General features: G+C 70.7%; 21 protein-coding genes and 2 pseudogenes. 7 read left to right on the top strand and 16 right to left on the bottom strand.

The window, feature by feature from the left end; genetic code table 11:
• The first annotated feature begins 75 nt into the window (after positions 1 to 75).
• The 3 genes from IXW69_RS08935 to IXW69_RS08925 all read left to right on the top strand — a co-directional run bounded on the left by IXW69_RS08935 (position 76) and on the right by IXW69_RS08925 (position 4,747).
• Positions 76 to 2,382, top strand: a complete 2,307-nt coding sequence (locus tag IXW69_RS08935) for a RecQ family ATP-dependent DNA helicase (protein WP_194785994.1) — start codon at positions 76 to 78, stop codon at positions 2,380 to 2,382.
• A gap of 82 nt (positions 2,383 to 2,464) precedes the next feature.
• The gene (locus tag IXW69_RS08930) at positions 2,465 to 3,448 is read left to right on the top strand and encodes a magnesium transporter CorA family protein (RefSeq protein WP_194785993.1); all 984 of its coding nucleotides are present in this window, start codon (positions 2,465 to 2,467) and stop codon (positions 3,446 to 3,448) included.
• A gap of 87 nt (positions 3,449 to 3,535) precedes the next feature.
• Positions 3,536 to 4,747, top strand: coding sequence for a hypothetical protein (locus IXW69_RS08925; protein ID WP_194785992.1), 1,212 nt, complete (start codon positions 3,536 to 3,538; stop codon positions 4,745 to 4,747).
• A gap of 166 nt (positions 4,748 to 4,913) precedes the next feature.
• Here IXW69_RS08925 and hisD read toward each other — a convergent pair whose 3' ends face one another.
• Complete coding sequence (hisD, locus tag IXW69_RS08920) at positions 4,914 to 6,269, bottom strand: histidinol dehydrogenase (RefSeq protein WP_194785991.1); 1,356 nt, start codon at positions 6,267 to 6,269, stop codon at positions 4,914 to 4,916.
• A gap of 140 nt (positions 6,270 to 6,409) precedes the next feature.
• Here hisD and IXW69_RS08915 point away from each other — a divergent pair, with 140 nt between their 5' ends.
• Positions 6,410 to 7,498 carry an ADP-ribosylglycohydrolase family protein gene (locus tag IXW69_RS08915; protein ID WP_194785990.1) on the top strand — a complete coding sequence of 363 codons (1,089 nt, stop codon included), beginning with the start codon at positions 6,410 to 6,412 and terminating at the stop codon, positions 7,496 to 7,498.
• A 158-nt stretch (positions 7,499 to 7,656) separates the two neighbouring features.
• On the opposite strand, the gene IXW69_RS08910 is transcribed toward IXW69_RS08915, so the two are convergent.
• From IXW69_RS08910 to IXW69_RS08900, 3 genes are all read right to left on the bottom strand, one after another.
• Complete coding sequence (locus IXW69_RS08910) at positions 7,657 to 8,616, bottom strand: alpha/beta fold hydrolase (RefSeq protein ID WP_194785989.1); 960 nt, start codon at positions 8,614 to 8,616, stop codon at positions 7,657 to 7,659.
• Between the two features lie 107 nt (positions 8,617 to 8,723).
• Positions 8,724 to 9,098 carry a type II toxin-antitoxin system death-on-curing family toxin gene (locus tag IXW69_RS08905; protein WP_194785988.1) on the bottom strand — a complete coding sequence of 125 codons (375 nt, stop codon included), beginning with the start codon at positions 9,096 to 9,098 and terminating at the stop codon, positions 8,724 to 8,726.
• A complete protein-coding gene (locus tag IXW69_RS08900; RefSeq protein ID WP_194785987.1) occupies positions 9,095 to 9,298 on the bottom strand; it encodes a CopG family transcriptional regulator in 204 nt (67 codons plus the stop codon). The genes IXW69_RS08905 and IXW69_RS08900 overlap by 4 nt, the downstream gene beginning before the upstream one ends.
• A gap of 254 nt (positions 9,299 to 9,552) precedes the next feature.
• Here IXW69_RS08900 and IXW69_RS12075 point away from each other — a divergent pair.
• Positions 9,553 to 10,617, top strand: a pseudogene (locus IXW69_RS12075) (SDR family oxidoreductase).
• A 107-nt stretch (positions 10,618 to 10,724) separates the two neighbouring features.
• Here the strand turns inward: IXW69_RS12075 and IXW69_RS08890 are convergent.
• The 4 genes from IXW69_RS08890 to IXW69_RS08875 are packed head-to-tail and all read right to left on the bottom strand — an operon-like array spanning position 10,725 to position 14,279.
• Positions 10,725 to 11,042 (bottom strand): nucleotidyltransferase family protein, encoded by a 318-nt coding sequence (locus IXW69_RS08890; protein WP_194785986.1) that lies wholly within the window; start codon positions 11,040 to 11,042, stop codon positions 10,725 to 10,727.
• Positions 11,043 to 11,099: 57 nt separating this feature from the next.
• On the bottom strand, positions 11,100 to 12,074 hold the full coding sequence (locus tag IXW69_RS08885) for an asparaginase (protein WP_194785985.1): 975 nt from the start codon (positions 12,072 to 12,074) through the stop codon (positions 11,100 to 11,102).
• Positions 12,075 to 12,103: 29 nt separating this feature from the next.
• The gene (locus IXW69_RS08880) at positions 12,104 to 13,966 is read right to left on the bottom strand and encodes a DUF2075 domain-containing protein (RefSeq protein WP_194785984.1); all 1,863 of its coding nucleotides are present in this window, start codon (positions 13,964 to 13,966) and stop codon (positions 12,104 to 12,106) included.
• Entirely contained in the window at positions 13,953 to 14,279 is a 327-nt protein-coding gene (locus IXW69_RS08875) for a nucleotide pyrophosphohydrolase (protein WP_323745260.1), read from the bottom strand. Before IXW69_RS08875 ends, IXW69_RS08880 begins: the two co-directional genes overlap by 14 nt.
• A 300-nt stretch (positions 14,280 to 14,579) precedes the next feature.
• On the opposite strand from IXW69_RS08875, the gene IXW69_RS08870 reads away from it, so the two are divergent.
• Positions 14,580 to 14,987 carry an SdpI family protein gene (locus tag IXW69_RS08870; RefSeq protein WP_194785982.1) on the top strand — a complete coding sequence of 136 codons (408 nt, stop codon included), beginning with the start codon at positions 14,580 to 14,582 and terminating at the stop codon, positions 14,985 to 14,987.
• A gap of 89 nt (positions 14,988 to 15,076) precedes the next feature.
• Here IXW69_RS08870 and IXW69_RS12210 read toward each other — a convergent pair.
• The 4 genes and pseudogenes from IXW69_RS12210 to IXW69_RS08850 all read right to left on the bottom strand — a co-directional run.
• A pseudogene (locus IXW69_RS12210) lies at positions 15,077 to 15,274 on the bottom strand (hypothetical protein); the annotation flags it as partial.
• Between the two features lie 158 nt (positions 15,275 to 15,432).
• Complete coding sequence (locus tag IXW69_RS08860; protein ID WP_194785981.1) at positions 15,433 to 16,770, bottom strand: MFS transporter; 1,338 nt, start codon at positions 16,768 to 16,770, stop codon at positions 15,433 to 15,435.
• A gap of 166 nt (positions 16,771 to 16,936) precedes the next feature.
• The gene (locus tag IXW69_RS08855) at positions 16,937 to 17,317 is read right to left on the bottom strand and encodes a hypothetical protein (protein WP_407646559.1); all 381 of its coding nucleotides are present in this window, start codon (positions 17,315 to 17,317) and stop codon (positions 16,937 to 16,939) included.
• Positions 17,318 to 17,785: 468 nt separating this feature from the next.
• The gene (locus IXW69_RS08850) at positions 17,786 to 19,735 is read right to left on the bottom strand and encodes a NosD domain-containing protein (RefSeq protein WP_194785980.1); all 1,950 of its coding nucleotides are present in this window, start codon (positions 19,733 to 19,735) and stop codon (positions 17,786 to 17,788) included.
• 290 nt (positions 19,736 to 20,025) lie between these two features.
• Here IXW69_RS08850 and IXW69_RS08845 point away from each other — a divergent pair, with 290 nt between their 5' ends.
• Positions 20,026 to 20,274: an RNA-binding S4 domain-containing protein gene (locus tag IXW69_RS08845; protein ID WP_194785979.1), complete on the top strand. Its 249-nt coding sequence runs from the start codon at positions 20,026 to 20,028 to the stop codon at positions 20,272 to 20,274.
• An 18-nt stretch (positions 20,275 to 20,292) separates the two neighbouring features.
• Here the strand turns inward: IXW69_RS08845 and dnaE are convergent, their stop codons facing one another.
• From dnaE to lspA, 4 genes are all read right to left on the bottom strand, one after another.
• Positions 20,293 to 23,904 carry a DNA polymerase III subunit alpha gene (gene dnaE / locus IXW69_RS08840; protein ID WP_194785978.1) on the bottom strand — a complete coding sequence of 1,204 codons (3,612 nt, stop codon included), beginning with the start codon at positions 23,902 to 23,904 and terminating at the stop codon, positions 20,293 to 20,295.
• 154 nt (positions 23,905 to 24,058) lie between these two features.
• On the bottom strand, positions 24,059 to 24,670 hold the full coding sequence (locus IXW69_RS08835; protein WP_194785977.1) for a GNAT family N-acetyltransferase: 612 nt from the start codon (positions 24,668 to 24,670) through the stop codon (positions 24,059 to 24,061).
• Positions 24,671 to 24,844: 174 nt separating this feature from the next.
• Complete coding sequence (locus tag IXW69_RS08830) at positions 24,845 to 25,765, bottom strand: RluA family pseudouridine synthase (protein ID WP_194785976.1); 921 nt, start codon at positions 25,763 to 25,765, stop codon at positions 24,845 to 24,847.
• Complete coding sequence (gene lspA / locus IXW69_RS12070) at positions 25,762 to 26,949, bottom strand: signal peptidase II (protein WP_323745259.1); 1,188 nt, start codon at positions 26,947 to 26,949, stop codon at positions 25,762 to 25,764. The genes IXW69_RS08830 and lspA overlap by 4 nt, the downstream gene beginning before the upstream one ends.
• Between the last annotated feature and the right edge of the window lie 20 nt (positions 26,950 to 26,969).

Here is a 26,969-nt window from a genome sequence, read left to right as displayed (position 1 = left end):
CAGGTTCCTGTACGTTCTGCGTCACTCATGTACGGCCCACGAGTTCACGTCGGAGTGAGGCGTTAGCGTGACGGCATGAGCGAGACGAGCACCCCCGACGCCCACTCCCCCATCCGCGAGCGCGCTGAGGTCGTCCTGCGCGAGCTCGTCGGCCGGCCGGACGCCGCCCTGCGCGAGGACCAGTGGCGCGCCATCGAGGCCCTCGTCGTCGACCACCGCCGCGCCCTCGTCGTCCAGCGCACCGGCTGGGGCAAGTCCGCCGTCTACTTCGTCTCCACCGTCCTTCTGCGGGAGGACTGGGCCGGCTGGCACGACGGCGACCCGATCCCCTCGCCGGGCGCGCGCACGGGCGCCGGCGCGACAGTCATCATCTCGCCTCTCCTCGCGCTCATGCGGGACCAGGTCTCTGCCGCCCAGCGCGCCGGCATCAACGCCGTCACGATGAACTCGGCCAACGCCACCCAGTGGGACGAGATCGAGGGCCAGGTCCGCGACGGCGCCGTCGACGTCCTCCTCGTCTCCCCCGAGCGCCTCAACAACCCGGTCTTCCGCGACGAGGTCCTCCCCCACCTCGCCTCCGACGCCGGGCTCGTCGTCATCGACGAGGCGCACTGCATCTCCGACTGGGGCCACGACTTCCGTCCCGACTACCGACGCATCCGCACGCTCCTCGCCGAGCTGCCGCCCGCCACCCCGGTCCTCGCGACGACGGCGACCGCCAACAAGCGTGTCACCGACGACGTCGCCGAGCAGCTCGCGGGGCGGGCCATGGGGCACGAGGCGCCCGAGGTCCTCGTCCTGCGCGGCACGCTCGAGCGCGAGTCCCTCCACCTGGGTGTGCGCACCCTGCCGGACGCGGCCACGCGGCTCGCGTGGCTCACGGACTACCTGCGCTCCCAGCCCGGCTCCGGGATCGTCTACTGCCTCACCGTCTCCGCCGCCGGCGAGGTCGCCCAGCGCCTGCGCGAGGCCGGGCTGCAGGTCGCGACCTACACCGGTCAGACGGACCCGGCCGAGCGCGAGCGGCTCGAGGTGAGCCTCAAGGAGAACCGCGTCAAGGCGCTCGTGGCGACGAGCGCGCTCGGCATGGGCTTCGACAAGCCGGACCTCGGCTTCGTCGTCCACGTCGGCGCCCCGAGCTCGCCCGTCTCGTACTACCAGCAGGTCGGCCGCGCCGGGCGCGGGGTGGCCCGGGCTGAGGTCGTCCTCCTGCCCGGTGCCGAGGACCGTTCCATCTGGGACTGGTTCGGCGCGCAGGGCTTCCCTCCGGAGCCGGACGTCCGCGAGGTCCTTGCCGGCCTCGACGCCGCTCGAGCCGAGGGCAACGGCGTCATGAGCACGAACGTCCTCGAGACGGTGACGAGCCTGCGGCGCACGCGCCTGGAGTCGATGCTCAAGGTCCTCGACGTCGACGGCGCGGTTCGCCGGGTGCGCGGCGGCTGGGAGTCCACGGGCGAGTCCTGGGTCTACGACTCCGAGCGCTACCAGCGGGTCGAGGCGGCCAGGCTGGGTGAGCAAGACTCGATGCTCCGGTACGAGCGCCTCGAGGCTCCCCAGTGCCGCATGGCCTTCCTGCGCGCCGCCCTCGACGACCCCGAGATGCCGGAGGGCTGGCGCTGCGGCAAGTGCGACCTGTGCGGCGGGCTCGATCTCGCCGCCGCCGCCAGCGCGACCGAGGTCGAGGCGGCGCGCGAGTCGCTGACCCGCGTCGGCGTGAGCCTCGAGCCGCGCAAGCAGTGGCCCACCGGCATGGCCCGGCTCGGCCTCCCGGACCTCAAGGGCAAGATCGGCGAGGCGGAGCGGCTCCGCGAGGGCATGGCCGTGGGTCGCCTCGACGGCCTCGGGATCTCGGGCGCGCTTCGCGATCTCGTCGAGTCGGGAGAGGACGGCCAGGTCCCGGGCGTGCTCCGCGGCCCCGTCCTCGAGGTCGCGGACCGGCTCGGCTCCCTCATCGGCTCAGGAGACGCGGACGACGACGGGCTCCCCAGCAGCGAGGGGCCGCTGGACGCTCTCGACGCCTCCGGTGCGGGAGGGGCCGGCGAGCTCGTCGTCGTCATCGTCGAGTCGAGGCGCCGCCCGCAGCTGGTGCGGCAGCTGGGACGGGCAGTCGCCCACCAGCTCGCGGCCCGCCCGCTCGGGATCATGGGGGTGACTGGCGAGCCCGGGCGCCACGACGTCGGCTCAGCCTTCCGCCTGGCCGACGTCGCCCGCTCGCTCACGATGGCGGACTGGAACCGGAACGCGCTCGCCGGTCTGCAGGGGGCGCGGGTCGTCCTCGTCGACGACTGGACAGACTCGGGATGGACCCTCACGGTGGCCGGCGCGATGCTCCTGCGCGGAGGAGCCGCGAGCGTGCACCCCTTTGTCCTCTCGCAGCGCTGAGCGAGCGCGCCCCGACGAGCATCACACCCCGGTCGCCCGTCTCACCACGAGCAGGCGGACGCGGCGGTGGCACCATGCGCTCATGACCTTCCGAGCACTCGCCTGGCGCGACGGCGTCCCCACGGATGCCCCCACCGACATCTCCGGCGTCAGCGAGGCCCTCGCCGACCCGGACATGCTCCTGTGGGCGGACCTCGTCCACCCCACGCTGGACGACCTCGCGGTCCTCGCCGACGAGCTCGGCGTCGACCGCAACGCCATCGAGGACGCCGTCGCCCCGCACGAGCGGGCCAAGGCCCAGCAGCTCGACGACTACACGTACTTCGTCACCTACGCGACCCTGCGCATGTTCGCCACCACCGACGGTGACGAGGAGGACGAGCTGAGCAAGGTCGCCGGATTCGCCTTCCCCGGCGGCCTCGTCACCGTGCGCACGAGCGACGCCCTCAGCCTCGCCACGGTCGTGTCCCGGATCAAGGCGAACCGCGACCTGCTCCGCCTGGGCACGCCGGCCCTGGTCCACGCCCTCCTCGACGTCATCGTCGACGGCTACTTCGACACCGTCCAGAAGCTCGATGACGCCATCGAGGACCTCGAGGACGACCTCTTCTCCCCCGAGTCACGCTCCACCGAGTTCCAGCGCCAGGCCTACGACGTGCGCACCAAGCTCGTCACGCTGCGCCGCGTCGTCCTGCCGATGCGTGAGGTCATCAACGTCATCTGGCGCCACAGGCCCGAGGAGGTACGCGAGCTCGACCCGTACTACTCGGACCTGACGGACCACGCCCTGAGGGCGGCCGAGTGGACCGAGTCCCTGCGAGACATGATCACGTCCGTGTTCGAGACGCACCTGTCGCTCCAGGACCAGCGGCTCAACAACGTCATGAAGAAGCTCGCGGGCTGGGCCGCGGTCATCTCGATCCCGACGCTCGTGACCGGCTGGTTCGGCCAGAACGTGCCCTACCCCGGCAACGGCACCCTCGGGGGCTTCATCTGGTCCGTCATCCTGGTCATCGTGCCGGCCGCGGTCGTGTACGCCCTCATGCGCCGCAACGACTGGATCTGATCGCCCCGTCGACCCGAGCGCCCCAGGCCGCTCCCAGGACCGTCGGCTATGACGGAGGCACCCGCATCCCGACCCAGAAAGCCTGACATGCCCAGCACCGCCACCCCCTCCTCATCCGGGAACCCGTCCACCAACGGCTCCGGGGACGCTGGCGGCCACCGCGATCGATCGCGCACGAGCACCGGCCCCCGGCTGGCCAAGCCGCTCAAGCGTCGTGCCCTCACCCGCCCTCGCGCGGGCGTCCTCATCGCGGGGATGACCGGCGTCGCCGCGCTCACGATCCTCATCACGCGCGTGGCGCTCGCGCTGTCCGGGTACCCGCAGGTGGGCGGCAGCGAGTTCCACATCGCCCACGCCGTGTGGGGCGGTCTGCTGCTCATGATCTCTCTCGCCCTGGTCCTCGCCCTCGCCAACCGCTGGGCCTACCCTGTGGCCGCCGTGCTCGGAGGGGTCGGCGTCGGGCTCTTCCTGGACGAGATCGGCAAGTTCATCACCCAGGACAACGACTACTTCCACCCGCTGGCCGCGCCCCTGTGCTACACGCTCCTCGCGCTCCTGGGCGCGGCCGGGCTCCTGGTGGACCTGAGGAGCAGGCGCGGGACGCGCGGCAACCTCTACGCCCTGCTCGAGGACATGAAGTTCGCGACCGACGGGCCGATGACCGCGGGTCAGCTGGCGAAGGCGCGCAAGCACCTGAGCGCCCTCGAGGACGACGAGCTCTCCGCGCAGCAGGGCTCCCTCGTCGCCGGGCTCCGCGACGCCGTCGACGAGGCGGCCGAGCACGTCGCTGAGGGAGAGGACGCGGCATGGTCTCAGCGCCTCATGACCTGGTACGTCGACCACGAGGCCCGTGCGCTCCCACTGCGCCGCGCCCGCAGGCTCGGCCGGGGGCTCCTCGTGGTGCTCACGCTCATCTGCCTGCTCGCCGGGCCCGGACTGCTCGCCCTGTCGGTGTGGCAGCTCATGAGCCCCGTCCCCCTCGGCGGGGTCGACAGCCCGATCGGTGAGCACCCGGCGGCGACGACCTGGACGCTCGCCGCCATCGCGGCCGCGCTCGGGATCGCCGCAGGCGTCCTCGCCTGGCTCGCGATCCGACGTCTGTCACCGGACGCCTCGGACGAGCGCCTCACGTCCGGCACGGAGCTCGGCATCGCCGCCCTGCTCCTCATGCTCGGCGGAGTCAACGTCGTCGCGGCGTACTACAGCCAGTTCCTCATCCTCGGGGCAGCGGCGGTCCAGTCGCTGGCGATCACGATCCTGGCCCGGTTCCGCACCCGTGTGCGGCCGAGCGAGGCCTGACCCCCACGGCCCCCGACGGCAGCTCCGGTCTCCCGACGCACGCGCACGCGCGCACCCGGAGCGCGGCGTCCTCGGACGAGCACGGCGCCGTCGGTGCCAGGCTCGTCCGACGACGTCACGCTCGTGAGCTGGCGAGGTGCTGTGAGGGCGACGTGCTGACGTGTCCTCAGCGGCGGCGGGCTCGAGCGGCCTCGCCGTGCGCGGGCAGGTCCTCGGACTCGGCGAGCGCGGTGAGCGGGTCCGTCACGGACTCGAGCGCCTCGGCCGAGTACTCGATGAGCTGGACGGGCTTGATGAAGGCCATGACGTTGAGACCCGCGGCGAAGCGAGCCGTGCCGCCGGTGGGAAGCACGTGGTTGGAGCCGGCGAGATAGTCGCCGAGCGGCACCGGTGAGTAGGGGCCGACGAAGATCGCGCCGGCGTTCCGGACGCGGTGGGCGACGGCGGCGGCGTCCGCCGTCTGGATCTCGAGGTGCTCGGCGGCGTAGGCGTCGGCGACGGCGATCCCCTGCTCGAGGTCGCGCACGAGCACGATCCCGGACTGGTCCCCACCGAGGGCGACGTGGACGCGCTCGGTGTGCCTGGTCGCGTCGGCGCGGCGCTCGAGGGCGGTGTCGACGGCGTCGGCGAGCTCGGGCGAGTCGGTGATGAGGACGCTGCCGGCGTTGGGGTCGTGCTCGGCCTGGCTGAGGAGGTCGGCGGCGACGAGCTCGGGGTCGGCGGTGGCGTCGGCGAGGACGGCGATCTCGGTGGGGCCGGCCTCGGCGTCGATACCGACGACGCCGCGCACGGCGCGCTTGGCGGCGGCGACGTAGACGTTGCCTGGACCGGTGATGACGTCGACGGGCTCGCACAGGACGTCGCCGGTGCCGCCGGCGGCGGTGATGTCGGCGCGGTCGACGTCGTTCTCGGCCTTGGCGCCGTAGGCGAGCATGGCGATGGCCTGGGCGCCGCCGGCCGCGTAGACCTCGGTGACGCCGAGCAGGGCGCAGGCGGCGAGGATCGTCGGGTGGGGCAGGCCGCCGAAGCGCTCCTGCGGCGGGGAGGCCAGGGCGATCTGCTCGACGCCGGCGACCTGCGCGGCCACGGCGTTCATCACGACGGAGCTCGGGTAGACGGCGAGTCCGCCGGGCACGTACAGCCCGACGCGACGCACGGGGATCCAGCGCTGGGTGATGACGCCGCCGCGGACGATCTCCGTGCGCACCTCGGTGGGCAGCTGGGCGGTGTGCCCCTCGCGGTTGTGGGCGATGGAGAGCTCGAGGGCCTCGCGCACGTCCGCGTCGAGGGACTCGAGAGCCTGCTCGATCGCCTCGGCGGGGACGCGGAGGTGCTCGGGGCTGACGTGGTCGAAGCGCTCGGCGGCGTCGCGCAGGGCGGCGGCGCCGCGGTCGCGGACGTCCTCGATGGTGGGGGCGACGGCGTCGAGGGCCTTGGCGACGTCGAGCTCGGCGCGCGGCAGGGCCTCGGCGAGCTCGCGGGCGGTCAGGTCGGTCTCGCGCAGGTCGATGCGGCTCAGCATGGTCGCATCGTATCCGCGTGGCCGCTGGGACCCGGACTGGTCTCAGGGACGGCTCCGACGACGGGGCAGCCCCCGGCACGCGAGGACGCCCTGCCCGCGCACCGCGCATCCTCTCCTGGCATGCCTCCTACCCTGTCGGCATGGTCGCCACCGACTCCGCCCTCACGCCCTCCCAGCTCGACCGCGCCGAGGGGGTCCTGCTCGCGCAGGCGGTCGGGGACGCGATGGGGGTCCCGTACGAGCCCGGCGACGTACCCCTCACCGGTGCCCCGGAGATGCTCGGTGGCGGCTACGGGGGCTACGCCCCGGCCGAGTGGAGCGACGACACGCAGATGGCGATCTACGTCGCCGACGTCGCCGCCACGGGCGATGACCTCACCAGCGAGGAGACGCTCGACGAGATCGCGCGGGGCTGGTGCCGGTGGGTGGTCGAGGACGGCGCGACCGACGTCGGCTCCCAGACGAGGCAGGTCATCGACGCCGTCGCCGCGAGCCGTGACGAGCCCGGGATCGCTGCGCGGATGCGCGAGGCGGCCGTCGCCCTGCACGCCGCCACGGGTCGCACCGCGGGCAACGGTGCCCTCATGCGCAACGGGATCGTGGGGCTGACGCGCCTCAATGACCCGGAGGCGACGGCGGCCGCGGCGCGCGCGGTCGCCGAGCTCACCCACGCGGACCCGCTGGCCGGCGACTCCTGCGTCCTGCAGGCGGAGGTCATCCGCGCCAACGTGGCCGGCCCCGAGTGGTCGGGGATGCCGTACTCAGGAGCACCCGTCCTGCGTGCGATCGAGCTCCTGCCGGCTGAGCGTCAGGGCTACTGGCACGAGCTTTTCGACGGCGGCACCTACGACCCGGCCGTGTGGGCGCTCAACGGGGCACCGGCGTCGGACGGCTTCACGGTGGACGCGCTCGGCAAGGCGGTGCTGGCCTTCACGGAGGCGAACTACTCGGCGCGCGACGAGGGCTTCTTCTCCGTGGACCGGGCGGCGACGGCGCGACGCTGGATGGGCGCGGTTCTGCGCCACGCGCTGGAGGGCGCGCAGGACAAGGACACTGTCGCGGCGATCGCGGGCGCGATGGCGGGCTCCTACCTCGGGGCGTCCAGCGTCCCCGCGGAGTGGGCGGACGCCGTCCACGGCCTGCCGCGCCGCCCGGACGGCGCGGAGCGGCGCGCCGCCGACCTGCGCGACCTCGCACGGGCGACGGCGCTGGCGGGGCTAGGAGACTGAACCGGCCGCCGGGGCGAATCGCTCAGGGCCGCAGGACCGACGTCCACGGCGCGTCACCCGTGGCGACGTCAAGTCCTCGGCCCGGCGGCGCGCCACGAAGAGCCCTGGTCCACGCGGCAGTGGCGCTGGCCGGGGCCTAACGTTCGCCTCAAGGTCGCTCAGCCCCGCTCAGCAGCCCTGTCCGCGCAGTGCTCGACGAAGGCGACGATCTCCCCCTCGACGTCGGCGCGGGTGCTCGGCTCGTTGTGGGGCTCGTGGCGCACGCCCGGGTAGACGTGAGTGCGCACGTCGCGCAGGCCGTGGTCCCACAGCGAGCTGGCCACGTGGTACGTGCCCTCGCCGAAGTGGGCGGTGGGGTCCTGGTCGCCGCCGAGGAGCAATACGGGCAGCGTGGCGGGCAGGGACTCGCACCAGCCGGGGTCGTTGACCTGGTGGTAGATGTCGACGAAGGAGCGGGCGAAGCGCAGCGTCATGGGGGCGCCGAAGTTGGTGAAGGGATCGGTCGCGTGGTCGGCGACGACGCCGCGGTCGAGGGCGACCCAGTCGGTGGGGCCCTGGACGTCGGTGTCGTGGTCCATGACGCCCTCGAAGAACCCGGCCGAGACGCCGTCGGAGTCGAGGGCGTCGCCGCCGCGCTCGGCGATGGCGGCTTCCAGGGCCGCGACGAGCTGCTCGTTCTCGAGCCCCTTCATCTGGGAGACGACGCCTCCTAGCGCCAGGCCGGCGAGCCTCTCGGGGCGGGTGGCGGCCAGGGCGCGCGCGATCATCGAGCCCAGGGAGTGGCCGAAGACGACGTAGGGCAGGTAGGGGAACCGCTCGGAGACGATCTCGTGCAGGTGCTGCTCGTCCTCGACGACGACGCGGGCGCCGTCCTCTCCGGCGTCCTGCCAGACGCCGGAGACCATGGCGGTGCGGCCGTGGCCGGCGTGGTCGTCGCCGGTGACGACGTAGCCGGCGTCGAGGAGCGTTGTGATGAGGTGCTGGTAGCGGCAGAAGTGCTCGCCGAGTCCGTGGACGATCTGGACCGCGGCGCGCGGGGTGGTGGCTGGGGTGTGGATCCAGGCCTGGATCTCGTCGCGGCCGTTGGCGGACGCGAAGGGGACTTCGTACAGGGCCATGACTGACCTCTCTGTCAGACGGGTGATGTCGGAGGAGGGCGCAGGTCAGTTCGACGGTCCGTGGACACAGTTTTGCATCCGCAAGTGGGCGACGGGGCGGGCGGCAGTCAGCCGGTGACGCCACGCTCTCGGAGCCACTGCGCGGTCTCCTGCCACGACCGCCGTCCCTCGGCGACAGAGATGACCAGGTCGTAGGCGTCGTCATCAGCGATGTCGAGATCAACCCCGTTGAGCCCCAGGAACACGACGGTCGCGAGCCAGCCGAGCCTCTTGTTGCCGTCGACGAGTGGGTGGTTGCGAACGATCGACTCGAGGACGACAGCCGCCTTGTCCGCGAGCGCCGGATACGCGGCCTCACCGTACAGGGTGGTGGCTGGGCGCTGTGAGGCCGAGGCGAGGAGCCCGACGTCCCTCACCTGGAGCACGCCGAGGTCCTCGGCCAGGGCCAGGAGGTCCTCCAGGTCGAGGTAGGTGACGTTCACTCGCCCAGCCGCCGCAGGACGTCGGCGTACCTCTCGCGGGCCTGTGCGGAGAGCTCCGAGACGCGAGCGGAGTGAAGGTGGCGCTGCGCGGTCTCGACGATCGCGCGGCTGGCAGCCTCCTGCTTGGAGACGCCCTGTGCGTCAGCGAGCTCCTGAAGAAGCTGGTCCTGCTCGGGGTCGAGGCGGAGTGTCATGGCCATGCCGCGATGGTATCAAGCTGATACCACGAAGTGCCGAAGGTCAACGCAATCGGAAGGGCGGCGCCTCGCCGTGCACGGGACCGCCGTCGTCACTCACTTCTTCTGGCAGCTCCCGGTGCCGGGTCCGCCGTAGCTGAAGGAGTCGGCCGTGACGTTCGCTGCGTCGTCGAGGCTCGGCTCGGTGGCCTTGACGGTGGGCTCGGTCGGGACGTCGGTGCCGAGCTGTGCAGTCGTCCGGGAACCGAGGTGCGAGGATGCGCGCCATGACGGCCTCCTCCGCAACCAACGCCCAGCGCGGCGCCGTCCTCGTCACGGGCGGTTCGGGGTTCATCGCCGGCCACTGCGTCCTTCGGCTCGCGCGGGCGGGCTACCGGGTCCGGACCACCGTCCGCTCCCTCGCGCGCGAGGAGGCGATGCGCGGCTGGCTCGGTGAGGCCGGCCTCACGGACCAGGGCACCTTCGAGGTCGTCGCCGCGGACCCGCTCTCCGACGCCGGCTGGTCCGGGGCGATGGCGGGCGTCACCGGCGTTTTCCACGTCGCGTCTCCGGTCGCGCCGGGGCACGTCGAGGACGAGGACGCGGTCATCCGGCCCGCCCGGGAGGGCGCGCTGCGTGTGCTGCGCGCGGCCGACGACGCCGGCGTGCGGCGGGTGGTGCTCACGAGCGCCTTCCACGCGGTCGCGTGAGGCCACCCGCACGACGAGCACGTCTTCACCGAGGACGACTGGACGGTTCTCGACGGCCCGGGCACGGACGCCTACGGCCGTTCGAAGACGCTCGCGGAGCAGGCGGCCTGGGGCTTCGTGCGCGGTGAGGGCGCGGGGCTCGAGCTCGTCACGATGCTGCCGACGGCGGTCATGGGCCCGGCCATGGGGCCGAGCGTGACGGGGTCGAACGGTGTCGTGCGGATGCTGCTGACGGGCCGGGTGCCGGCGACGCCGGACATCCGGATGCCGATCGTCGACGTGCGCGACGTCGCCGAGGCGCACGTCCTCGCGCTCGAGTCGCTGCAGGCCGCGGGCGAGCGCTTCCTGCTCAGCGATGGTCCGGCGCTGCCGATGGCGGAGATCGCGCGGCTGCTGCGCGTCACGCTGGGCCCGGCGGCGCGCAAGGTTCCGCGGCGCTCGATGCCGGGCTGGGTGATGCGCGCGGCCGGGCTGGCGAGCACGGAGATGCGGGCGAACGCAGCCGACCTCGGCTACGAGCGGCGGGCCTCGCACGAGAAGGCGACGCGGGTCCTCGGCTGGGAGCAGCGTCCGGGCCGTGAGGCGGTCATCGCGGCCGGCCGGACCATGGTGGAGGCGGGGCTCCTCGACTGAGCCGGGCGCTACGCCTCGGCGCCTTCGTCAGCCCTCGAGCCCGACGACGGCGCCGACGGGCTTGCCCCAACCGAGGACGTCCTGGGCCATTGGCTCGTCGGAGCGGCTCACAGCGGCCTCGCGTCAGCCAGTGCCGCGTCTGAGACCCCGTCGCGGAGCAGTTCAGGTGCGACGACGTCGACTCGAACTCCCAGCAAGTCGCTGAGCTCCTCACTCAGCCCCGCGACGCGCATGAGCGGATTGCCCGTTCCCCCGTTGAGTTCCACGAGTAGGTCAACGTCCGAACCTCGGTTAGCCGTACCCCGTGCGGTCGAGCCAAAGAGCCGGGGGGTCGAGGCTCCATACGCTGCGAGCAAGGCGTCAATCTCGGCGCGATGGACACGGAGCGCATCGCGTCGTAGAAGACTCTCGGCCGTTGGGGGCATGGACCAAGCGTAGATGGCCGGGCCGACTAGGCACAGGGCCGTGTGGGCAAAGCTTCCTCAGACCTCGAGCCCGACGACGGCGCCGACGGGCTTCCCCCAGCCGAGCACGTCCTGAGCGGGCAGGCCGCCGACCTGCTCCTCGCTCACGCCCAATGCCCGCAGGGCCGGTCGTGCCGCGGGGACGGTGGCGCGCATGGCGCCGTCGGCGATGGTGACGGCGAGCGCGGAGCCGTCGGGCAGGGCGATGGCGAGGAAGCCCTCGGCGCCGTCCTTGGCGATCGAGCCGGGGATCGCCTCCATGATCGCGGTGGCGTCCCTCCCCCGGCCGGCGACGAGCTCGGGGTGGGCGGACATGGCATCGGCGACGGCGCTCTCGGGCGTGCCCGGCTCGCCGGCGGTGAGGCGGGCGTAGGCGCGGGCCATGGAGATGAGCGGGAGCGGGTAGACCTCGGCGCCGCAGCCGTCGCGGGTGACGGTGGCCGGGTCGATGGTGGCGCCGGTGAGCTCGGCGACGGCGTCGCGCAGGAGGGTGGCGACGGGGCCGTCGTGGTCGAGGTACCCGGCCGGGTCCCAGCCGTTGGCAACGGCGGTGGCAAGCATGGCCGCGTGCTTGCCGGAGCAGTTCTGGTGGAGCCTGTCCTTCGGCAGGCCGGCACGTGTGAAGTCGAGGCGTTCGGCCACGCCGAGCGGCACTCCGGGGGTGTTGCGCAGGTCGGACTCGGTGAGGCCGTAGCGGGCGAGGATGCTGCGGACGACCTCGAGGTGCTCGGGGCCACCGGAGTGGCTGGCGCACGCCAGGGCGAGCTGGGGCTCGTCGAGCTCGAGGCCAGCCCGGAGCATCCCGACGGCGAAGAGGGGCTTGAGGGCGCTGCGGGCGAAGACGGCGACGCCCGGGTTGCCGGCCTCGTAGGCGCTGGCGCCGGAGGGCTCGAGTGCAACGACGGCGCCCAGGTGGAGGGACTCGACGGTGGGCGCGTCAGCGCGGCCACCGCGGGTCACGGCGGCGACGGGCACGAAGTCAGCGGTGTTCACGGGGGTGATTGTGCCGCGGGTGCGGGCGACTACGCCCTTACTGCCCCGGGAAAGAGGACCTTGAGCCGATCGCGCAGCGGCTCGTCCACTGCGTACACATAGGTGCCGCGCATGCCTCTCGTCAGAAGAACGGCATAGATGTTGCGGACATAGTTGCGCAGGTCGTCGTCCGAGAACTCAATCCCAAGCATGCGGTTATTCGCCTTGGCGCCACGGTCCGCGTACTGCGAGCGGTCGAAGTACGTCGTTCCAGCGATCGGGTCATAGCGAAGATCTGGGCCGATGATGACCCCGGCGTAATTGAGGTCGTAGCCCTGGACCGTGTGGATGGAGCCCACTTCATTCAAGGAGTTGGGTGAGGCGATCCAGTCGCGGTCAACGGAGTTCCAGCGCATGGCGAGGTCACCAATGACTATGTCGTACACGGGATGCTGCCGATTGCTCTTGGTCTGCTTCGAGACCCAGGGCCACGCGTAACCGGCGACCATCCGTGCGAGGCCGTGCTCGGCATCCCTGCGAAGGATGGCCTGGTGCATCTCCTCAGGGTCGTCGTAGACACGGAAGTCGTAGTCGCTGAACGAGGCCATGGAGACCGGACGGCCGGCAAGCGCGTTCTTGATCTCGCGGATGTAGTCCTGACCGCCCACGACTCGCATCTGTGTGCTGAGCTCTGAGTAGCGATGATCGCGTCGGGCATCGTCGACAAGAGCCTCAAGCGCCTCGATCGGCACGTCGGATGTCCGGACCGCTTGCTCTGGGTCAACGAGGAAGAGCTGGAACCGGCTACGAGCGATGACCCAATCGAGCTGTGTGCGGTCGCGGTCGTCGGCACCGAAGAGCCTGGCGTGAACTTCCTTGAACTGCTTCGTCACGGTGCCCATCGACTGCGCCGCATAGCGCGAGAGACGATGCGCCTCATCGACGACGAGGAGATCGAAGTCCTCGTCCGCAGCCCCTACCTCCATCGGCGAGAGGACCATCGTCTTGCTCAACCCAGCAGTCCTCTTGAAGACCTGCTTGACGGACTCCCGAAGTGACTGTTGCGGGATAACGAATCCGACGCGGATTCCGTCGAGAAGCTTCTGGTTCGCCGCGGTGAAGAACGAGTCGAGCCCCGTGACCTCGTCTCCGTTCTCGAGGTAGGCCTCATCGCCGCCTCGACGGCTGATGTCGATCAGGAGCTTGATGAGGTAGATCGCAACGATCGTCTTGCCGGTTCCAGGCTCGCCGCGTACGACGAAGGGGCTCCGCGGGCGGCTGGTTGCCAACACAGATCCTGCAGTTGCCTCGGTCGCCAGCCGCTCCTCGCGCATGGCGTCCAACATCTGGCTCAGGATGAGCTCAGTTGCTCGGTACTGGTCATCGGTGGGTGTCTTGAAGGGCGACAGCTTGAAGAGGTCTGAGTTCTCGAGCTGGTCGATGGTGCTCCGAAGGAGCGCGCCACCGTCATACGCCTCGAGACTCGCAACGATGTCCTCGAAGCGCTGCCGGTACCAGTCACGACCGTGGTAGTCGGCATCGACGATTCCCGAGTTGCGATTGTCGACGACGTAACGGCCGTCCGCGTGGACCCACTGGATGAGGCGAGACTCGAAGTCGAGAGCGGCTGACTTGTTGAATGTCGGGTCAACAACGACCCGGACGTGCTTGAGTCCCTCTCGGTCGGGGTTGTCGAGATGCTGACGCATGCGCGACGTCGCGTGCAGCGTCTCGCCGACGTAGATCCGTTTCCCGGTGCCATCGATGAGATAGACAACAGGCCAGTTTCCGAGACGCGGATCATGAGCCGCCCACACAGTGACCGCGTCCCGGTTGAACGGCGAGTCGTGAACGTGCCAGCCACCGTCGGCAAGTTCCGGGGCGGGGACCCGTGACTGGTCAGAGGCGGTCATACTTTGTGCTCCGTCCCTTGGCCAGCTCCACTGGGTACTTCCGCCGGGTGACCTCGAGCTTGTCGAGGACGAGCTCGAGCGGGTCGTAGCCGAGTCGGTCGGCCATCTGAAGGCAGTAGGAGAGGACGTCAGCGAGCTCCTCTCGAACGCCGGCATCGTCCGCCGGCGGGCCCCACTGGAAGCACTCGAGGAGCTCAGCAGCCTCAATGGAGATCGACTTGGCGAGGTTCTCAGGCGAATGGAACTGGTCCCAGTCACGCTCCTCATTGAATGCGCGCAGGCGCGCGACCGTGTCCTCGAGTCGTTCTGTCACGTGGCTCCTCCTCCGAGTGGATCGGATACACGCAACACTAATGCGCTGCGGCACGACTTCACTCACCATTCAGGTTCGCTCCATCCAGTGCCCGCGTCCTGTCCATCGAGGTCCCGGGAGGGCACGTGGCGTTGCTCCACGAGTCCGAGGGCTCAATCCATAGCGTTGATGCACATCATCGAGATCAACATGAGCCCATCCGGGTGTGAGGCGGGACGTCGCTGCACCAGAACGGAGAGCGAGCGCCGGTAGAACGACGCACACTCCCCGAAGAACCGCTACCCAGGCAAGAATGAGTCCATGACCCCGACCACCACCTCGGCCGTCGCCCTCGCCCTCCCGATGGCACTGGTCCTGGGCGCGGCGGCAGCCGCCGTCGCCTGGGTGTGTCGCCGCTCGCTGGCGGACGTGCTGCCGCGGCAGCACTGGGCGGGCGTGCGCACGAGCTGGTCGATGGCCTCGGACGAGGCGTGGTACGCGGCCCAGCGAGCCGCCGCGTCGGCGGCTGGTGCCATGGCGGCCTGTTGCGGCCTCGCGGCCATCATCTGCCTCGCCGCGGGCATCGCCTGCACCGCCGGGCTCCTCTCCCCCTCGGCTACCCAGAGCACCGTGGGTGCGGCGGGCATCGCCGTCGGGGTCGGGGCCCTGGCCTGCGTGCCGTGGATGCTTCGTTCCTCCCACCGCGCGGTGCGTGCGCTCGAGCGCTGAGTCCACGCCGACGCATCGCAGCGCCCGTCAACGGTACAAGCCCTCCCCCGTCGCCTCGTAGGCGGCGGAGACCCGTACAGCATCGCCTCGTCGAAGTGCTTGCCGACGAACATCATCCCGGCGGGCAGCCCGTCCACCTCGCCGGCGGGGATCGACAGCCCCGGGTGGTGCGTGACGTCAAAGGGGCAGGTGTTCCTCAGCAGCGGGACGGCGGCGGCGACCTCCTCGCTGATCGTGGCCCCGCCGCGCTCGATGAGCGGGCGGGCGGTGGTCGGCGTCGTCGGCATGACGGGGTTCCTTCCAGGGGCGGGAGCATGTGGGGCGTCTCAACGGGCGCCGTCATGACACGCCCGCCGTGTTTCAGACAGGGCGATCCCGGGCTGCACCCTGATGACGGGGCTCACTCCTCGGGACCGATGACGGCCCGCCCGCCGTCCTCGCCTGCTCAGTCGCGGCGGAAGGAGTGACCCTGCTCGGAGTCGAGGTGCGTGTCCCCCTTGTTCGTCAGGAAGAAGACGTAGACCACCAGCGAGATGGCGACGCAGACGGTCACGTAGGCGATGAAGGCGCCGACGGCGTCGCGGGACTTGGCCCACTCGTAGATCATCGGCGCGGTCCCGCCGAAGATCGAGTTCGCGAGCCCGTAGCCGAGACCGACGCCGAGGGCCCGCACGTGCGCCGGGAACTGCTCCGCCTTCACCAGGGCGTTGATCGACGTGTAGCCGGTGAGGAAGACGTAGGCGCCCACGAGCAGCAGGAGGCTCATCGCCGGGGTCGTCGTGCGCGGCAGGAAGTGGATGAGGACGTAGGTGTAGACGAGCGCGCCGCAGCCGAAGAAGACGAGCAGTGGCTTGCGGCCGATCCGGTCCGAGATGAGGCCGTACACCGGCTGGAGGACCATGAGGATGACGAGCGCGGCGAGGTTGATCCAGGTCGCGGTGCCCGGCTGCCCCTTGTAGGCGGCCTTGACCATCGCGGGAGCGTTGACCGAGTAGACGTAGAAGGCGATCGTCCCGCCGAGCGTAATGAGGAAGACGAGGAGCAGCGGGCGCCAGTAGTGCGTGAGCAGCTCGGACAGGGAGCCGGACTGGCGGTCCTTGCCCTCGGCGATCTCCTGGAGGTGCCCCTCGGAGAGCGACTCCTCCATCGAGCGGCGGATCCACAGGACGACGAAGGCGCCCAGGCCGCCGATGACGAAGGGGATGCGCCAGCCCCAGGCGTGGAGCTGGGCGTCGGTGAGGACACTGGTGAGGATGAGGAGCGTGAGCTGGGCGAGGACCTGGCCGCCGACGAGCGTGACGTACTGGAAGCTGGAGAGGAATCCGCGGCGGTCGCGGGTCGCGGTCTCGGACATGTACGTGGCGGATGTGCCGTACTCGCCGCCGGTGGCGAATCCCTGGACGAGGCGGCAGCAGATGAGGAGGACCGCGGCCCAGGCGCCGATCGAGCCCCGCGTGGGCAGGCAGGCGACGACGAGGCTCGCCCCCGCCATGATGGTCACGGACAGGCTGAGGGAGGCGCGGCGTCCGTGACGGTCCGCGAAGCGCCCGAACCACCAGGAGCCGAGCGGCCGCATGACGAAGGTGATGGCGAAGACGGCGTAGGCGTAGATCGTCGAGTTCTTGTCCGCCGGGTCGAAGAACTGGGCCTCGAAGTAGGTGACGAAGACCGTGTACGTGTAGACGTCGTACCACTCGACGAGGTTGCCGAGGCAGCCGCGCAGAGTGTTGAGCGCGGCGTGCCGCAGGTCGCTCGAGGCGTGGACCACCGGTTCTGACGACATCGTTCACCTCCGGGAGGGGACGCCGCGGGGTACGGCGCTGCCGCCTGGCAGGAGATCACGGACACGTTTCGGGAACGAGTCGAGCAGCCGCTCGTGCGTCACGTGCCGGAAACCTGCGGGGCACCGCAGCCGTGCAGGAGCGCCTCCGTGCTCGGCCAGGGCTCGGTCAGCGCTCGCCCCAGTACTCCCACGCGGCCCGGCGCTCCGGGGCGGCCCAGGCGTCGTCGTCGGAGCCGACCTCGCCCTTCGCCTTGCTGACGACGAGGGCGGGAAGGAGCGGCTCGTCGCGCAGGCGGCAGTCGTGGCCGAGCATGTGCATGAGCGGCCCCATGTGCCGGGGCAGGACGATCCCGTCGATCTCCTCGGACAGCTCGCCGTAGGTGAGCACCTCCCCGTGGCGGGCCGCTTCGATGAGGACGGCGCGGGCGCGGCGGGTCGCCTCCGCGAGGCGCGGGGTCAGCGTGAAGAGTCGCTCGCCGACGGGGTACCGCTCGCCCTCTGTGAGGACGAGGGACGGGACGGCGTCGCAGGTCAGTGCGTCGTCCAGGTCGACGACGTCGTCCGCGGCCGCGTCGTCGGACCCCGCAGACGGGGCGACCTGCGGCGCGCCCCCGGGGAGGTCCCCGGACACGAAGGAGGGGGAGAACGTGGTCATGGACCCCATCCTCCCCCACCCCGCTCCCGGAGCCGGCCGGCGGAGCGCGTCGCAGCGCACCCCCACTGGCGCGCGTCACGCACGACCGCTGCGCGGGACCTGGTTCGGCGCGACGGTCCCCGAGGCGTCCCGGGTCCGCGCGCACCCCGAGTCACGGGAGCGGACGGTTCGCAGGGAAAACCGGTCGTCGAATCAGCGGTACGGGACGCGAGGGAGCGCCCCGTACACCGTGATCCTATTGTGATCGTCTGTCGCTCGCACGCGGCTTCTCGCCAGTCGGGCACGAACCCCGGGAAGCGAGCGGGTCCCGGCCGCGCGACACGCAGCCGGGACCCGTCCCGTCTCAGATCGTCAGCGCTCTCACCACGCGGCGTTGACGAGCACGCCCCGGTCCCCCTCGACGGCCGGAACGCCCAGCATCGAGGCGATGTCGTCGGGCAGCTTGGCTCCCTTGGCGTGGGCCGGGCTGCTCGCGCTGAGGTGGAAGTCCGAGGTCTTCCACGCCCTCGGGTTCGCGGACTCGCGCACGAAGATCGGGTTCGCCGCTCGGGTACCGAGAAGCTCGAGGCCGTGGAGCTCCTCGCCCCGCGTCTGGACGACCGGGCTGTTGCGGAAGTCGGACAGGTGGACGGCGTTGATGCCGTCGGTGCCGCGGTTCGGGCCGGAGCGCCACAGGATGGCGGTCGAGGTGGTCGACGCCTTCGCCCGGTAGTACACGTTGTAGTCGATGCCGTAGATCATCCGGTTCGCCCAGACCTGGGTGACGCCGTCGTCGTTGGTCGCGCCGACGACCTGGAGCATCGGGGAGTACGCGTAGACGTCCCCGCTCGTGGCCATCTCCTCGGAGGAGAGGATGTTGTTGTAGAGCTCGGTGCCGTGGACGTTCCAGGTGAGGCCGTGGTTCTTCGACCAGGTCTCGTAGGAGGTGCAGCGCTTCGCGGAGTCACGCGACTGGCAGGCGTCCGTCCGGTCGTCCTCGCGGATGATGACGCTGGTGAGGGCGTGGGATACCGTGTTGTTCCAGATCCGGGTGTCCTCGGAGCCGGCGACGTGGATGCCGACGCCGGCCCCCTCGATGAGGTTGGAGGCGATGACGTCGCCCTTGGAGACCTCATCGAGCACGGCGACGGGGTTGTTGACGAAGTAGTTTCCGACGACCTGGGAGTTGATGACGCCCTCGTCGAACCAGACGGCGGCGCGCCGCTCGTTGGCGAAGACGTCCGGGTCGGCGTAGTCGACCCCGGCGTCCGAGTAGTCAACCGTGTTGTAGGCGTAGCGCACGTCCGTGGAGCGCACGATCTTCGTGTCCGCGACGACGCAGTAGGCGCCGCAGGAGGCGGAGACGAAGCCGGCGCTGTTGTTGCCCGTGAAGGAGCTGCGCTCCACCGTGATCCCGGAGGACTGGAAGCCGCCGAGGCCGTTGCCGCCGTTGTTGACGAAGGAGTCGTTGCGCAGCGTCGTGCTCGTCGCGTTCGAGACGGACACGGCCGGGCCCGCCGCGGAGTACCGGAAGGTGGAGTCGGTGACCGACGTGTTCGTCCCGGAGATCGTCACCATGGAGGAGCCGGTGGCGTTGCCGATCTCAGGATCCTTGTAGTCGGACTGCTGGACGGGCGAGTACTTCTCGACCGTCAGGCCGCTGATGGAGGCTCCGTTGGCGGCGACCGTGAGGGCCCGGGCGTGCTGGACGATCTCGACGCGGTGCTTGCTCGGGTCGACGCCGATGACGTAAGTAGTACCGCGGTGCGGCTTGACGTTGTAGCCGGCGCGGTTGTTGTGCGCGGACTTGAGGGTGACGGGGTCCGAGTCGGCGACGTAGAAGCTCGAGGCGGTGACCGCCGAGCGGGAGCCGACCTGGGTCAGGGGCGAGCCGTCGACGAAGACCTGCTCGGGATGGGCGGCCATCCCCTCCTTCGTGGGGTCGGCGTCCGCCGTGCACACGGTGCAGTACCGGACCTGGTTGCCGACGCTCCACGTCCCGTTGCCGCTCGCGGCCCACCCGCTGACCGTGGTCGCGCCGGAGATGACGGGGTGCGCTCCCGACGCGGCGCGGATGGCGACGGCCTTGCGGACGTACAGGTTCCCCTCCCGGTACGTGCCGTTGGCGAGCTCGATGGTGTCGCCGTTACCGGCCTTGGCGAGCGCCGCGGCAATGGTGCGGAACGGGCTCGACGCGGAACCGTCGCCCCCAGCCGAGGCCGATGGTGAGACGTGGTAGGTGCGACCCGCGGCTTGCGCCGTCGGAACCGCGAGGGTCATGAGGGTCAGTCCCAGGAGGAGGGAGGTGAGGGCTGCGACGAGCCGACGCATGGATGCTCCAGTCGTGAGGGAGTGAGGTGCGTTTATCGTATTGTGACCATGCCGTGACGCAAGAGCGACCTTGAGTGGGGAGCGGCACGTTTGCACCGCAAAATCGCAGTTCAGAGCCTTGTGACGGTTGCAACGACTGCCGGCTCGTGCTAGCAAACCGGTATTTTCTGTATGTCACCTGCGACGAATCGTGCTAACGGGGATTCGGCATCATTCGTTCCGGGGCATCCCTCCGGTCCCGTTGGGGCGCCGTGGCGACCCGGGCGGCCGCTCTCTGGGAGACTGACGCCATGACGACGTCCCCTGCCTCCAGCTACCCGGCCGTGCCCGTGCGCGGCGAGATCAAGCTCGGTCAGTTCCTCAAGCTCGCCAACCTCGTCGAGGACGGCTCGGAGGCGCGCGTCGCCGTCCAGTCCGGCGACGTCCTCGTCAACGGCGAGGTGGAGACGCGCCGCGGTCACCACCTCGCCGACGGCGACGTCGTCGAGGTCGAGCTCCCCTCCGGAGCCGACGGCGCCGTCGTCGCCCTCACCGACTGAACGGCGCGCCCGCCCCCGTCAGTGCCTCAGGCACCCCGGGCCGAGCAGGGCCTTGATGTCGGAGTAGAAGGCCTGCGAGGCCTCCACTCGTAGGGAGTTGTCGAGCTGCGTGCGTACCTCGCGGCCCGGGCTCGTGAGGTTGAGGCGCACCGTCGACATCCCGGGATGCTTCGTGAGAACGTCGCGCAGCCGCTCCACGAGCGGCCCGGTGCAGCGGTTGCTGGGCAGCGTGATGGTGACGGCCTCGTGCGTCGCGGAGGAGACGTCCGGGATCGTCATCTCCTGCGCGTACAGCGCCACCTGGCCGTCCCTGCGGTTGAGGCGCCCGCGCACCGTCACGACCGTGTCCGGGGCGAGCATCGTCGAGACCGTCTGGTAGGTGCTCGGGAAGAACAGCGCCTCCACACTTCCCCCGAGGTCCTCGATCTGGGCGATGGCCCAGAGGTTGCCCTGCTTCGTCGTCTTGCGCTGCAGGGAGGTGATGAGGCCGGCGACGGTCACCATGGCGCCGTCGGGACGCTCCTCGTTCTCGATGAGGTCGGCGATCTCGACGTCGGCGAGCTTGCCGAGGACGCCCTCGAGGCCCAGCAGCGGGTGGTCGGAGACGTACAGGCCGAGCATGTCGCGCTCGTAGGCGAGCTTGTCCTTCTTGTCCCACTCGGGGAGGTTGGGCACCTCGGTGGAGAAGACGGGGCCGTTGCCGAAGACGTCGTCGGTGCCGGCGTCGTCGCCGCCCATGAGGGAGGCGAAGAGGTCGAACTGGCCGGCGGCCTCGTTGCGCTTGACGCCGATGACCTCGTCGACGAAGTCCTCGTGGCAGGCCTGGAGGCTGCGCCGGGTCTGGCCGAGTGAGTCGAAGGCGCCGGCCTTGATGAGGGAGTCGATGGTGCGCTTGTTGCAGACCACGGCGGGCACCTTGTCGAGAAAGTCCTCGAAGCTGGTGAAGGCGCCCTTCTCCTCGCGGGCGGCGATGATCCCGTCGACGACGTTCGTGCCGACGTTGCGGATCGCGGCCAGGCCGAAGCGGATGTCGTCCCCGACGGCGGAGAACTGGGCGCGCGAGTCGTTGACGTCCGGCGGGAGCACCTGGATGCCCATGTGGCGGCACTCGCCGAGGTAGACGGCGAGCTTGTCCTTGTTGTCCTTCTGGGACGTGAGGATCGCGGCCATGTACTCGGTCGGGTAGTGGCACTTGAGGAAGGCCGTCCAGTAGGTGACGACGCCGTAGGCCGCCGAGTGCGCCTTGTTGAAGGCGTAGGCGGAGAAGGGGACGACGACGTCCCACAGGGTCTGGATGGACTCCTCGGAGTAGCCGTTGTCCAGCATGCCCTGCCGGAAGCCGACGAACTCCTTGGCCAGGATCTCGGGCTTCTTCTTGCCCATGGCCTTGCGGAGCTTGTCGGCCTTGCCCAGGGAGAAGCCCGCGAGCTCCTGGGCGATCTTCATGACCTGCTCCTGGTAGACGATGAGGCCGTACGTCGTCGACAGGATGGGCTCGAGGGCGTCCTTGAGCTCGGGGTGGATCGGGACGATCTCCTGGAGACCGTTCTTGCGCAGCGCGTAGTTCGTGTGCGAGTCCGCGCCCATGGGGCCGGGGCGGTAGAGGGCGCCGACGGCGGAGATGTCCTCGAAGTTGTCGGGCTTCATGAGGCGCAGCAGGGTGCGCATGCCGCCGCCGTCGAGCTGGAAGACGCCGAGGGTCTCGCCGCGGGCGAGCATCTGGTAGGTCTCGCGGTCGTCGAGCTCGATGTGGTCGATGTCGACCGGGTCCTTGCCGTTGGCGACGATGTTCTCCAGGGCGTCGGAGATGACCGTGAGGTTCCTCAGGCCCAGGAAGTCCATCTTGAGCAGGCCGAGGTGCTCGCAGGTCGGGTAGTCGAACTGGGTGATGTAGGCGCCGTCCTGGAGGCGCTGCATCATGGGGATGACGTCGGTGAGCGTCGCGGAGGACATGATGACGGCGCAGGCGTGGACGCCCCACTGGCGGGTCATGCCCTCCAGCCCGCGGGCGAGGTCGACGATCTTCTGGGCGTCGGGGTCCTCGGCGTGGAGCTTGCGGAACTCCTCGGCCTCCCCGTAGCGCTTGTCGTCGGGGTTGAAGATGCCGTTGATGGAGATGTCCTTGCCCTGGATGGAGGGCGGCATCGCCTTGGTGAGCCGGTCGCCGACGGCGTAGGGGTAGCCCATGACGCGGCTGGAGTCCTTGAGGGACTGCTTGGCCTTGATGACGCCGTAGGTGACGACCTGGCTGATCTTGTCGGCGCCGTACTTCTCCTTGACGTAGTCGATGACCTCCTCACGACGGCGCTCGTCGAAGTCGACGTCGATGTCGGGCATCGAGATGCGCTCGGGGTTGAGGAAGCGCTCGAAGATGAGGCCGTGGTTGAGCGGGTTGAGCTCGGTGATGCCCATGGCGTAGGCGACGATGGAGCCGGCGCCGGAGCCTCGGCCCGGCCCGACGCGGATGCCGTGGTCCTTGGCCCAGTTGATGTAGTCGGCGACGACGAGGAAGTACCCGGGGAAGCCCATCTGGACGATGACGCCGATCTCGTACTCGGCCTGGGCGCGGCAGTCGTCGGGGATGTTGCCGTGGAAGCGCTTGTCCATCCCCTCCCAGCACTCCTTGATGAACCAGGACTCCATGGTCTCGCCCTCGGGGACGGGGAAGGCGGGCATGAAGGAGGCGCCCTCGTCGACGCTCTTGTAGTGGACGTCGCACTGCTCGGCGACGAGGAGCGTGTTGTCGCAGGCCTCGGGCATCTCCTTGAAGAGCTCGCGCATCTCGTGGCCGGGGCGCAGGTAGTAGGAGTCGCCGTCGAAGTGGAAGCGGTCCGGGTCGGTGAGGACGGAGCCGGAGTTGATGCACAGCATGGCGTCCTGGACGACGCGGTCGTCAGGGCGCACGTAGTGGGAGTCGTTCGTGGCGATGAGCGGGGCGCCGATCTCCTTGGCGAGGCGCAGGAGGTCCTTGGTGACGCGCCGTTCGATCTCGAGCCCGTGGTCCATGAGCTCGACGTAGAAGAATTCCTTGCCGAAGATGTCCTGGAGCTCGCCGGCGCAGCGCAGCGCCTCGTCCCACTGCCCCAGGCGCAGGCGGGTCTGGATCTCGGAGGAGGGGCAGCCCGAGGTGCCGATGAGCCCGGCGCTGTAGCGGGACAGGAGCTCGCGGTCCATGCGGGGGCTCTTGCCGAACTGGCCCTCGAGGGAGGCGTAGGAGTCCAGCCGCATGAGGTTGTGGAGCCCCTCGTCGTTGCGGGACAGGAGGGTCATGTGCGTGTAGGAGCCGCGGGCGGAGACGTCGTCGGAGCGCTGGGACTCGTCGCCCCAGAAGACGCGGGTCTTGTCGAAGCGGGACGTGCCGGGCGTCATGTAGGCCTCGACGCCGATGATGGGCTTGATACCGGCGGACTTGCAGGCGTCGTAGAACTCGTAGGCGCCGAACATGTAGCCGTGGTCCGTGATGGCGAGGGCGGGCTGACCGAGTCGCTTGGCCTCGGCGACGTAGTCCTTGATCTTGCCGGCGCCGTCGAGCATCGAGTAGTCGGTGTGGACGTGGAGGTGGACGAAGTCGTCCTTGGGTCCGGTCTCCTGGGTCGCGCCGTTGTTCCCCGTGCTGCTCGTGTCCGCCATGGCTGCATCCTAGGGGCTGGCGCGGGCGCGACGGGAGGGGCCTACGAGCGGGACGGGGCACCTCCGATCGTTGGAACCGTGCGGTATTCCGGCGGCGCCGTGGGTGCCGTGCGAGAAAGCGCACGCCGCCCGCGGGAGGGGTGCCCGGCCGGCGTCACCAGGTGAGGGTACGCGCCATGTCCTGGTGCCAGATCCCCGCGTCGAGGTACCTCTCCCCGCTGACGGTCCGGTAGCCGCAGCGCTCGTAGAAGCCCATGGCCTGCTCCTGCGCCGACAGGACGACGGTGACGGCCCCGGTTCCCTTCGGGACGCCAGCCGCGACGGCCGTCTCGGCGTCGAGGGGCGCGGCGGTGTGCTCGAGGGCGGCGGCCTCGACGGCGGCGACGAGTCGCGCTCCGAGGCCCGTGCCGCGGGTCGCCCGGCGAACCGCGAGCCGGCCCAGGTGGACCTGGCCGGGATGCTCGGGCTCGAGGAGGAGACGCGCGGCCCCGAGCGGGACGCCGTCGGCGCCGGACGCGAGGACGTGCCAGGTCGTCGCCTCGAAGTCCCGGGCGTCGATCTCCTCGATGAAGGGGACCTCCTGCTCCCCGACGAAGACCTCGAGTCGGACGTCGGCGACGCCGCGGCACAGGTCGTCGAGGGCGGGATCGGCGTCGTCGCCGCGCGCGGTGGCGAAGGAAAGGGGCTCGGCGACGGCGCGCACCGGTTCGATGCACAGCTGGGGGAACCCGGGGCGGGTGGACGTGGCGGTGTCGCACGCGGTCATACGGTCATCCTGCCGTGCCCCGCCGTCGTGCGTCGAGACTGACGCTCTCCCGCCGGGGCAGGTGCTCCAGCGGTCGGTCTCGGTGGGGAACGGGCAGGCTGGGTGGGCGGCGGTCCGGCGGCACGCGACGTGGCGCGCCGCGTCGATCGGCCGGGCTCAGCCCACCGTGCCGCCTCAGGGCAGGCGGAGGACGTCGAGGGCGTGGGCGAGGTCGTCCGGGTACTCCGACTCGAAGACCATCCACTCCCCCGTGATGGGGTGCGCGATCCCGAGCCGACGCGCGTGGAGCCACTGGCGCACGAGGCCGGTCCGCGCGGTGAGATCGGTGTCGGCGCCGTAGGTCTCGTCACCGACGCAGGGGTGCCCGACGGCGGACATGTGGACGCGGATCTGGTGCGTGCGACCGGTCTCGAGGTGGACCTCGGCGAGGTCGGCGGCCGGCATCGACTCGATGACGTCGTAGTGGGTGACGGACTCGCGCCCGCCGTCGATGATCGCCATCTTCCACTCGCGGCTCGGGTGCCGGCCGATCGGGGCGTCGATCGTGCCGGAGGTCGGGTCCAGGTGCCCCTGGACGAGCGCGTGGTAGATCTTCTCGACCGTGTGCTCGCGGAAGGACTGCTTGAGCACGGAGTAGGCGCGCTCCCCCTTGGCGACGATCATGCAGCCGGAGGTGCCGACGTCGAGGCGGGAGACGATGCCCTGGCGCTCGGCGGCGCCCGAGGTCGCGACGCGCACGTGCATCGCCTTGAGGGCGCCCAGGACGTCGGGGCCGTCCCAGCCCATGGAGGGGTGGGCAGCGACGCCGGCGGGCTTGTCGACGACGACGACGTCCTCGTCCTCGTAGAGGATCCCCATGCCCACGACGGGCGTGGCGACCGGCTCCGCGGGCCTGGGGTCGGGGAGGTCGACCTCGAGGAGGGCGCCCTCTGCGAGGCGGTCGGACTTGCCGAGGGCCCGGCCGCCCTCGCGCACGCCGCCGTCGGCACAGAGCTCACCGACCTTGGAGCGGGAGAGGCCCGTCATGCGTGACAGGGCGACGTCGACGCGCTCACCGACGAGGCCGTCGGGCACGGGCATGAGGCGCAGGCTCACAGCAGCGGCACCTCGTCCTCGGACTCGAGGGCCTCGGCACGGCGCTGCTGCTCGGCGACGTGGTGCTGGGAGCGACCGCCCGGGGCCTCGACGGGATCGAGGACCTCGTTGGGCTCGGACTCGAGGCTGGCGTGGCCGAGGCCGGTCGTGTCCTCGTCCAGAGCGCGCCCGACGGCCGTGGTGGCGTCGCCGTGGCCCGTGGCGGCGTCGGCGGCGAGGTCCTGCTCGGCCTCCTCGGGGGCGAGGGGGCCGGCCGCGCCCGTGTCCTCAGCGTCCTCCGCGTCCTCGAGGCCGTTGGAGCCGAGCGGGGTCACGCCATCGGCCTGGCCGCGCTCGGGCTCAGCGCCCTCCGCTGCGGTGAGGCCGTCGTCCGAGGCCCTCTCCCCGTCCCGGTCATCCGGCTCGGCGAGCTCGAGGGCGGGCCGGCCCTCGTCGGCCCGTGCGCCGGCGGCCGTGCCGCCCGAGGGGCTGCTCGGGCTCGCCGGTCCCTCGCCGAGGACGGCGGCGGCGGCCTTCTCCCCGTCCCGTCGCTCGCCCGAGGCCCGGGAGCCGTCGAGGCCGAGGCCGACGAGGGAGAGCGCCATGATGGTGAAGGCGGCGACGACGATGGCGATGTCCGCGACGTTGCCGATGAACAGGCTGCCGTAGGAGATGAAGTCGACGACGTGGCCCCGGAAGATCCCGGGGCTGCGCACGAGCCGGTCGATGAGGTTGCCGACGGCGCCACCGAGGACGAGGCCGAGGGTCACGGCCCACGCCCGCGAGGCGAGCCGGTGGGAGACCCGCACGACGATGACGGCCACGGCGACCGCGATGATGGTGAAGATCCACGTCTGCCCGGTCGCGAAGGAGAAGGCGGCGCCGGGGTTGCGGATGAGGTAGAGGGTGAGCCAGTCGCCGATCACGTTGACGCGGTGGCCGTCGGACAGCGAGGCCACGGCCCACAGCTTGGTGAGCTGGTCGACGGCGAGCACGGCGATCGCGACGCCCCACAGGAGCGCGAGCACGGCTCGGCCTCCGGGCACGGCCCGCGTCCGGGCGAAGGGCTCCGCCTCCTCATGCGGTTCCACCCGGGGCGCCGTCCGGGAGGTCCGCCTCGTGGCGGGTGCGGCGTCGGCCGAGCTCGCGGCGCGTCGGCCGTGGGCGAGTCGTCGAAAGCCGTGATGCTCGGGCTCGGTGGTCACGTGCTGATCCTCCAGGGGCG

Source organism: Actinomyces haliotis (assembly GCF_015355765.1).
Taxonomy (GTDB): Bacteria; Actinomycetota; Actinomycetes; order Actinomycetales; family Actinomycetaceae; genus Actinomyces; species Actinomyces haliotis.
The sequence above is the reverse complement of the archived record's forward strand: the minus strand, read 5'-3'. Positions and strand labels throughout refer to the sequence as shown.

Coding starts and splice junctions, on each gene's coding strand:
- IXW69_RS08870 (WP_194785982.1), top strand. CDS start 14,580: ATGACCCCGACCACCACCTCGGCCGTCGCCCTCGCCCTCCCGATGGCA.
- IXW69_RS08925 (WP_194785992.1), top strand. CDS start 3,536: ATGCCCAGCACCGCCACCCCCTCCTCATCCGGGAACCCGTCCACCAAC.
- IXW69_RS08900 (WP_194785987.1), bottom strand. CDS start 9,298: ATGGCCATGACACTCCGCCTCGACCCCGAGCAGGACCAGCTTCTTCAG.
- IXW69_RS08860 (WP_194785981.1), bottom strand. CDS start 16,770: ATGTCGTCAGAACCGGTGGTCCACGCCTCGAGCGACCTGCGGCACGCC.
- IXW69_RS08915 (WP_194785990.1), top strand. CDS start 6,410: ATGGTCGCCACCGACTCCGCCCTCACGCCCTCCCAGCTCGACCGCGCC.
- IXW69_RS08835 (WP_194785977.1), bottom strand. CDS start 24,670: ATGACCGCGTGCGACACCGCCACGTCCACCCGCCCCGGGTTCCCCCAG.
- dnaE (WP_194785978.1), bottom strand. CDS start 23,904: ATGGCGGACACGAGCAGCACGGGGAACAACGGCGCGACCCAGGAGACC.
- IXW69_RS08880 (WP_194785984.1), bottom strand. CDS start 13,966: ATGACCGCCTCTGACCAGTCACGGGTCCCCGCCCCGGAACTTGCCGAC.
- IXW69_RS08910 (WP_194785989.1), bottom strand. CDS start 8,616: ATGGCCCTGTACGAAGTCCCCTTCGCGTCCGCCAACGGCCGCGACGAG.
- hisD (WP_194785991.1), bottom strand. CDS start 6,269: ATGCTGAGCCGCATCGACCTGCGCGAGACCGACCTGACCGCCCGCGAG.
- IXW69_RS08850 (WP_194785980.1), bottom strand. CDS start 19,735: ATGCGTCGGCTCGTCGCAGCCCTCACCTCCCTCCTCCTGGGACTGACC.
- IXW69_RS08845 (WP_194785979.1), top strand. CDS start 20,026: ATGACGACGTCCCCTGCCTCCAGCTACCCGGCCGTGCCCGTGCGCGGC.
- IXW69_RS08935 (WP_194785994.1), top strand. CDS start 76: ATGAGCGAGACGAGCACCCCCGACGCCCACTCCCCCATCCGCGAGCGC.
- IXW69_RS08930 (WP_194785993.1), top strand. CDS start 2,465: ATGACCTTCCGAGCACTCGCCTGGCGCGACGGCGTCCCCACGGATGCC.
- IXW69_RS08890 (WP_194785986.1), bottom strand. CDS start 11,042: ATGCCCCCAACGGCCGAGAGTCTTCTACGACGCGATGCGCTCCGTGTC.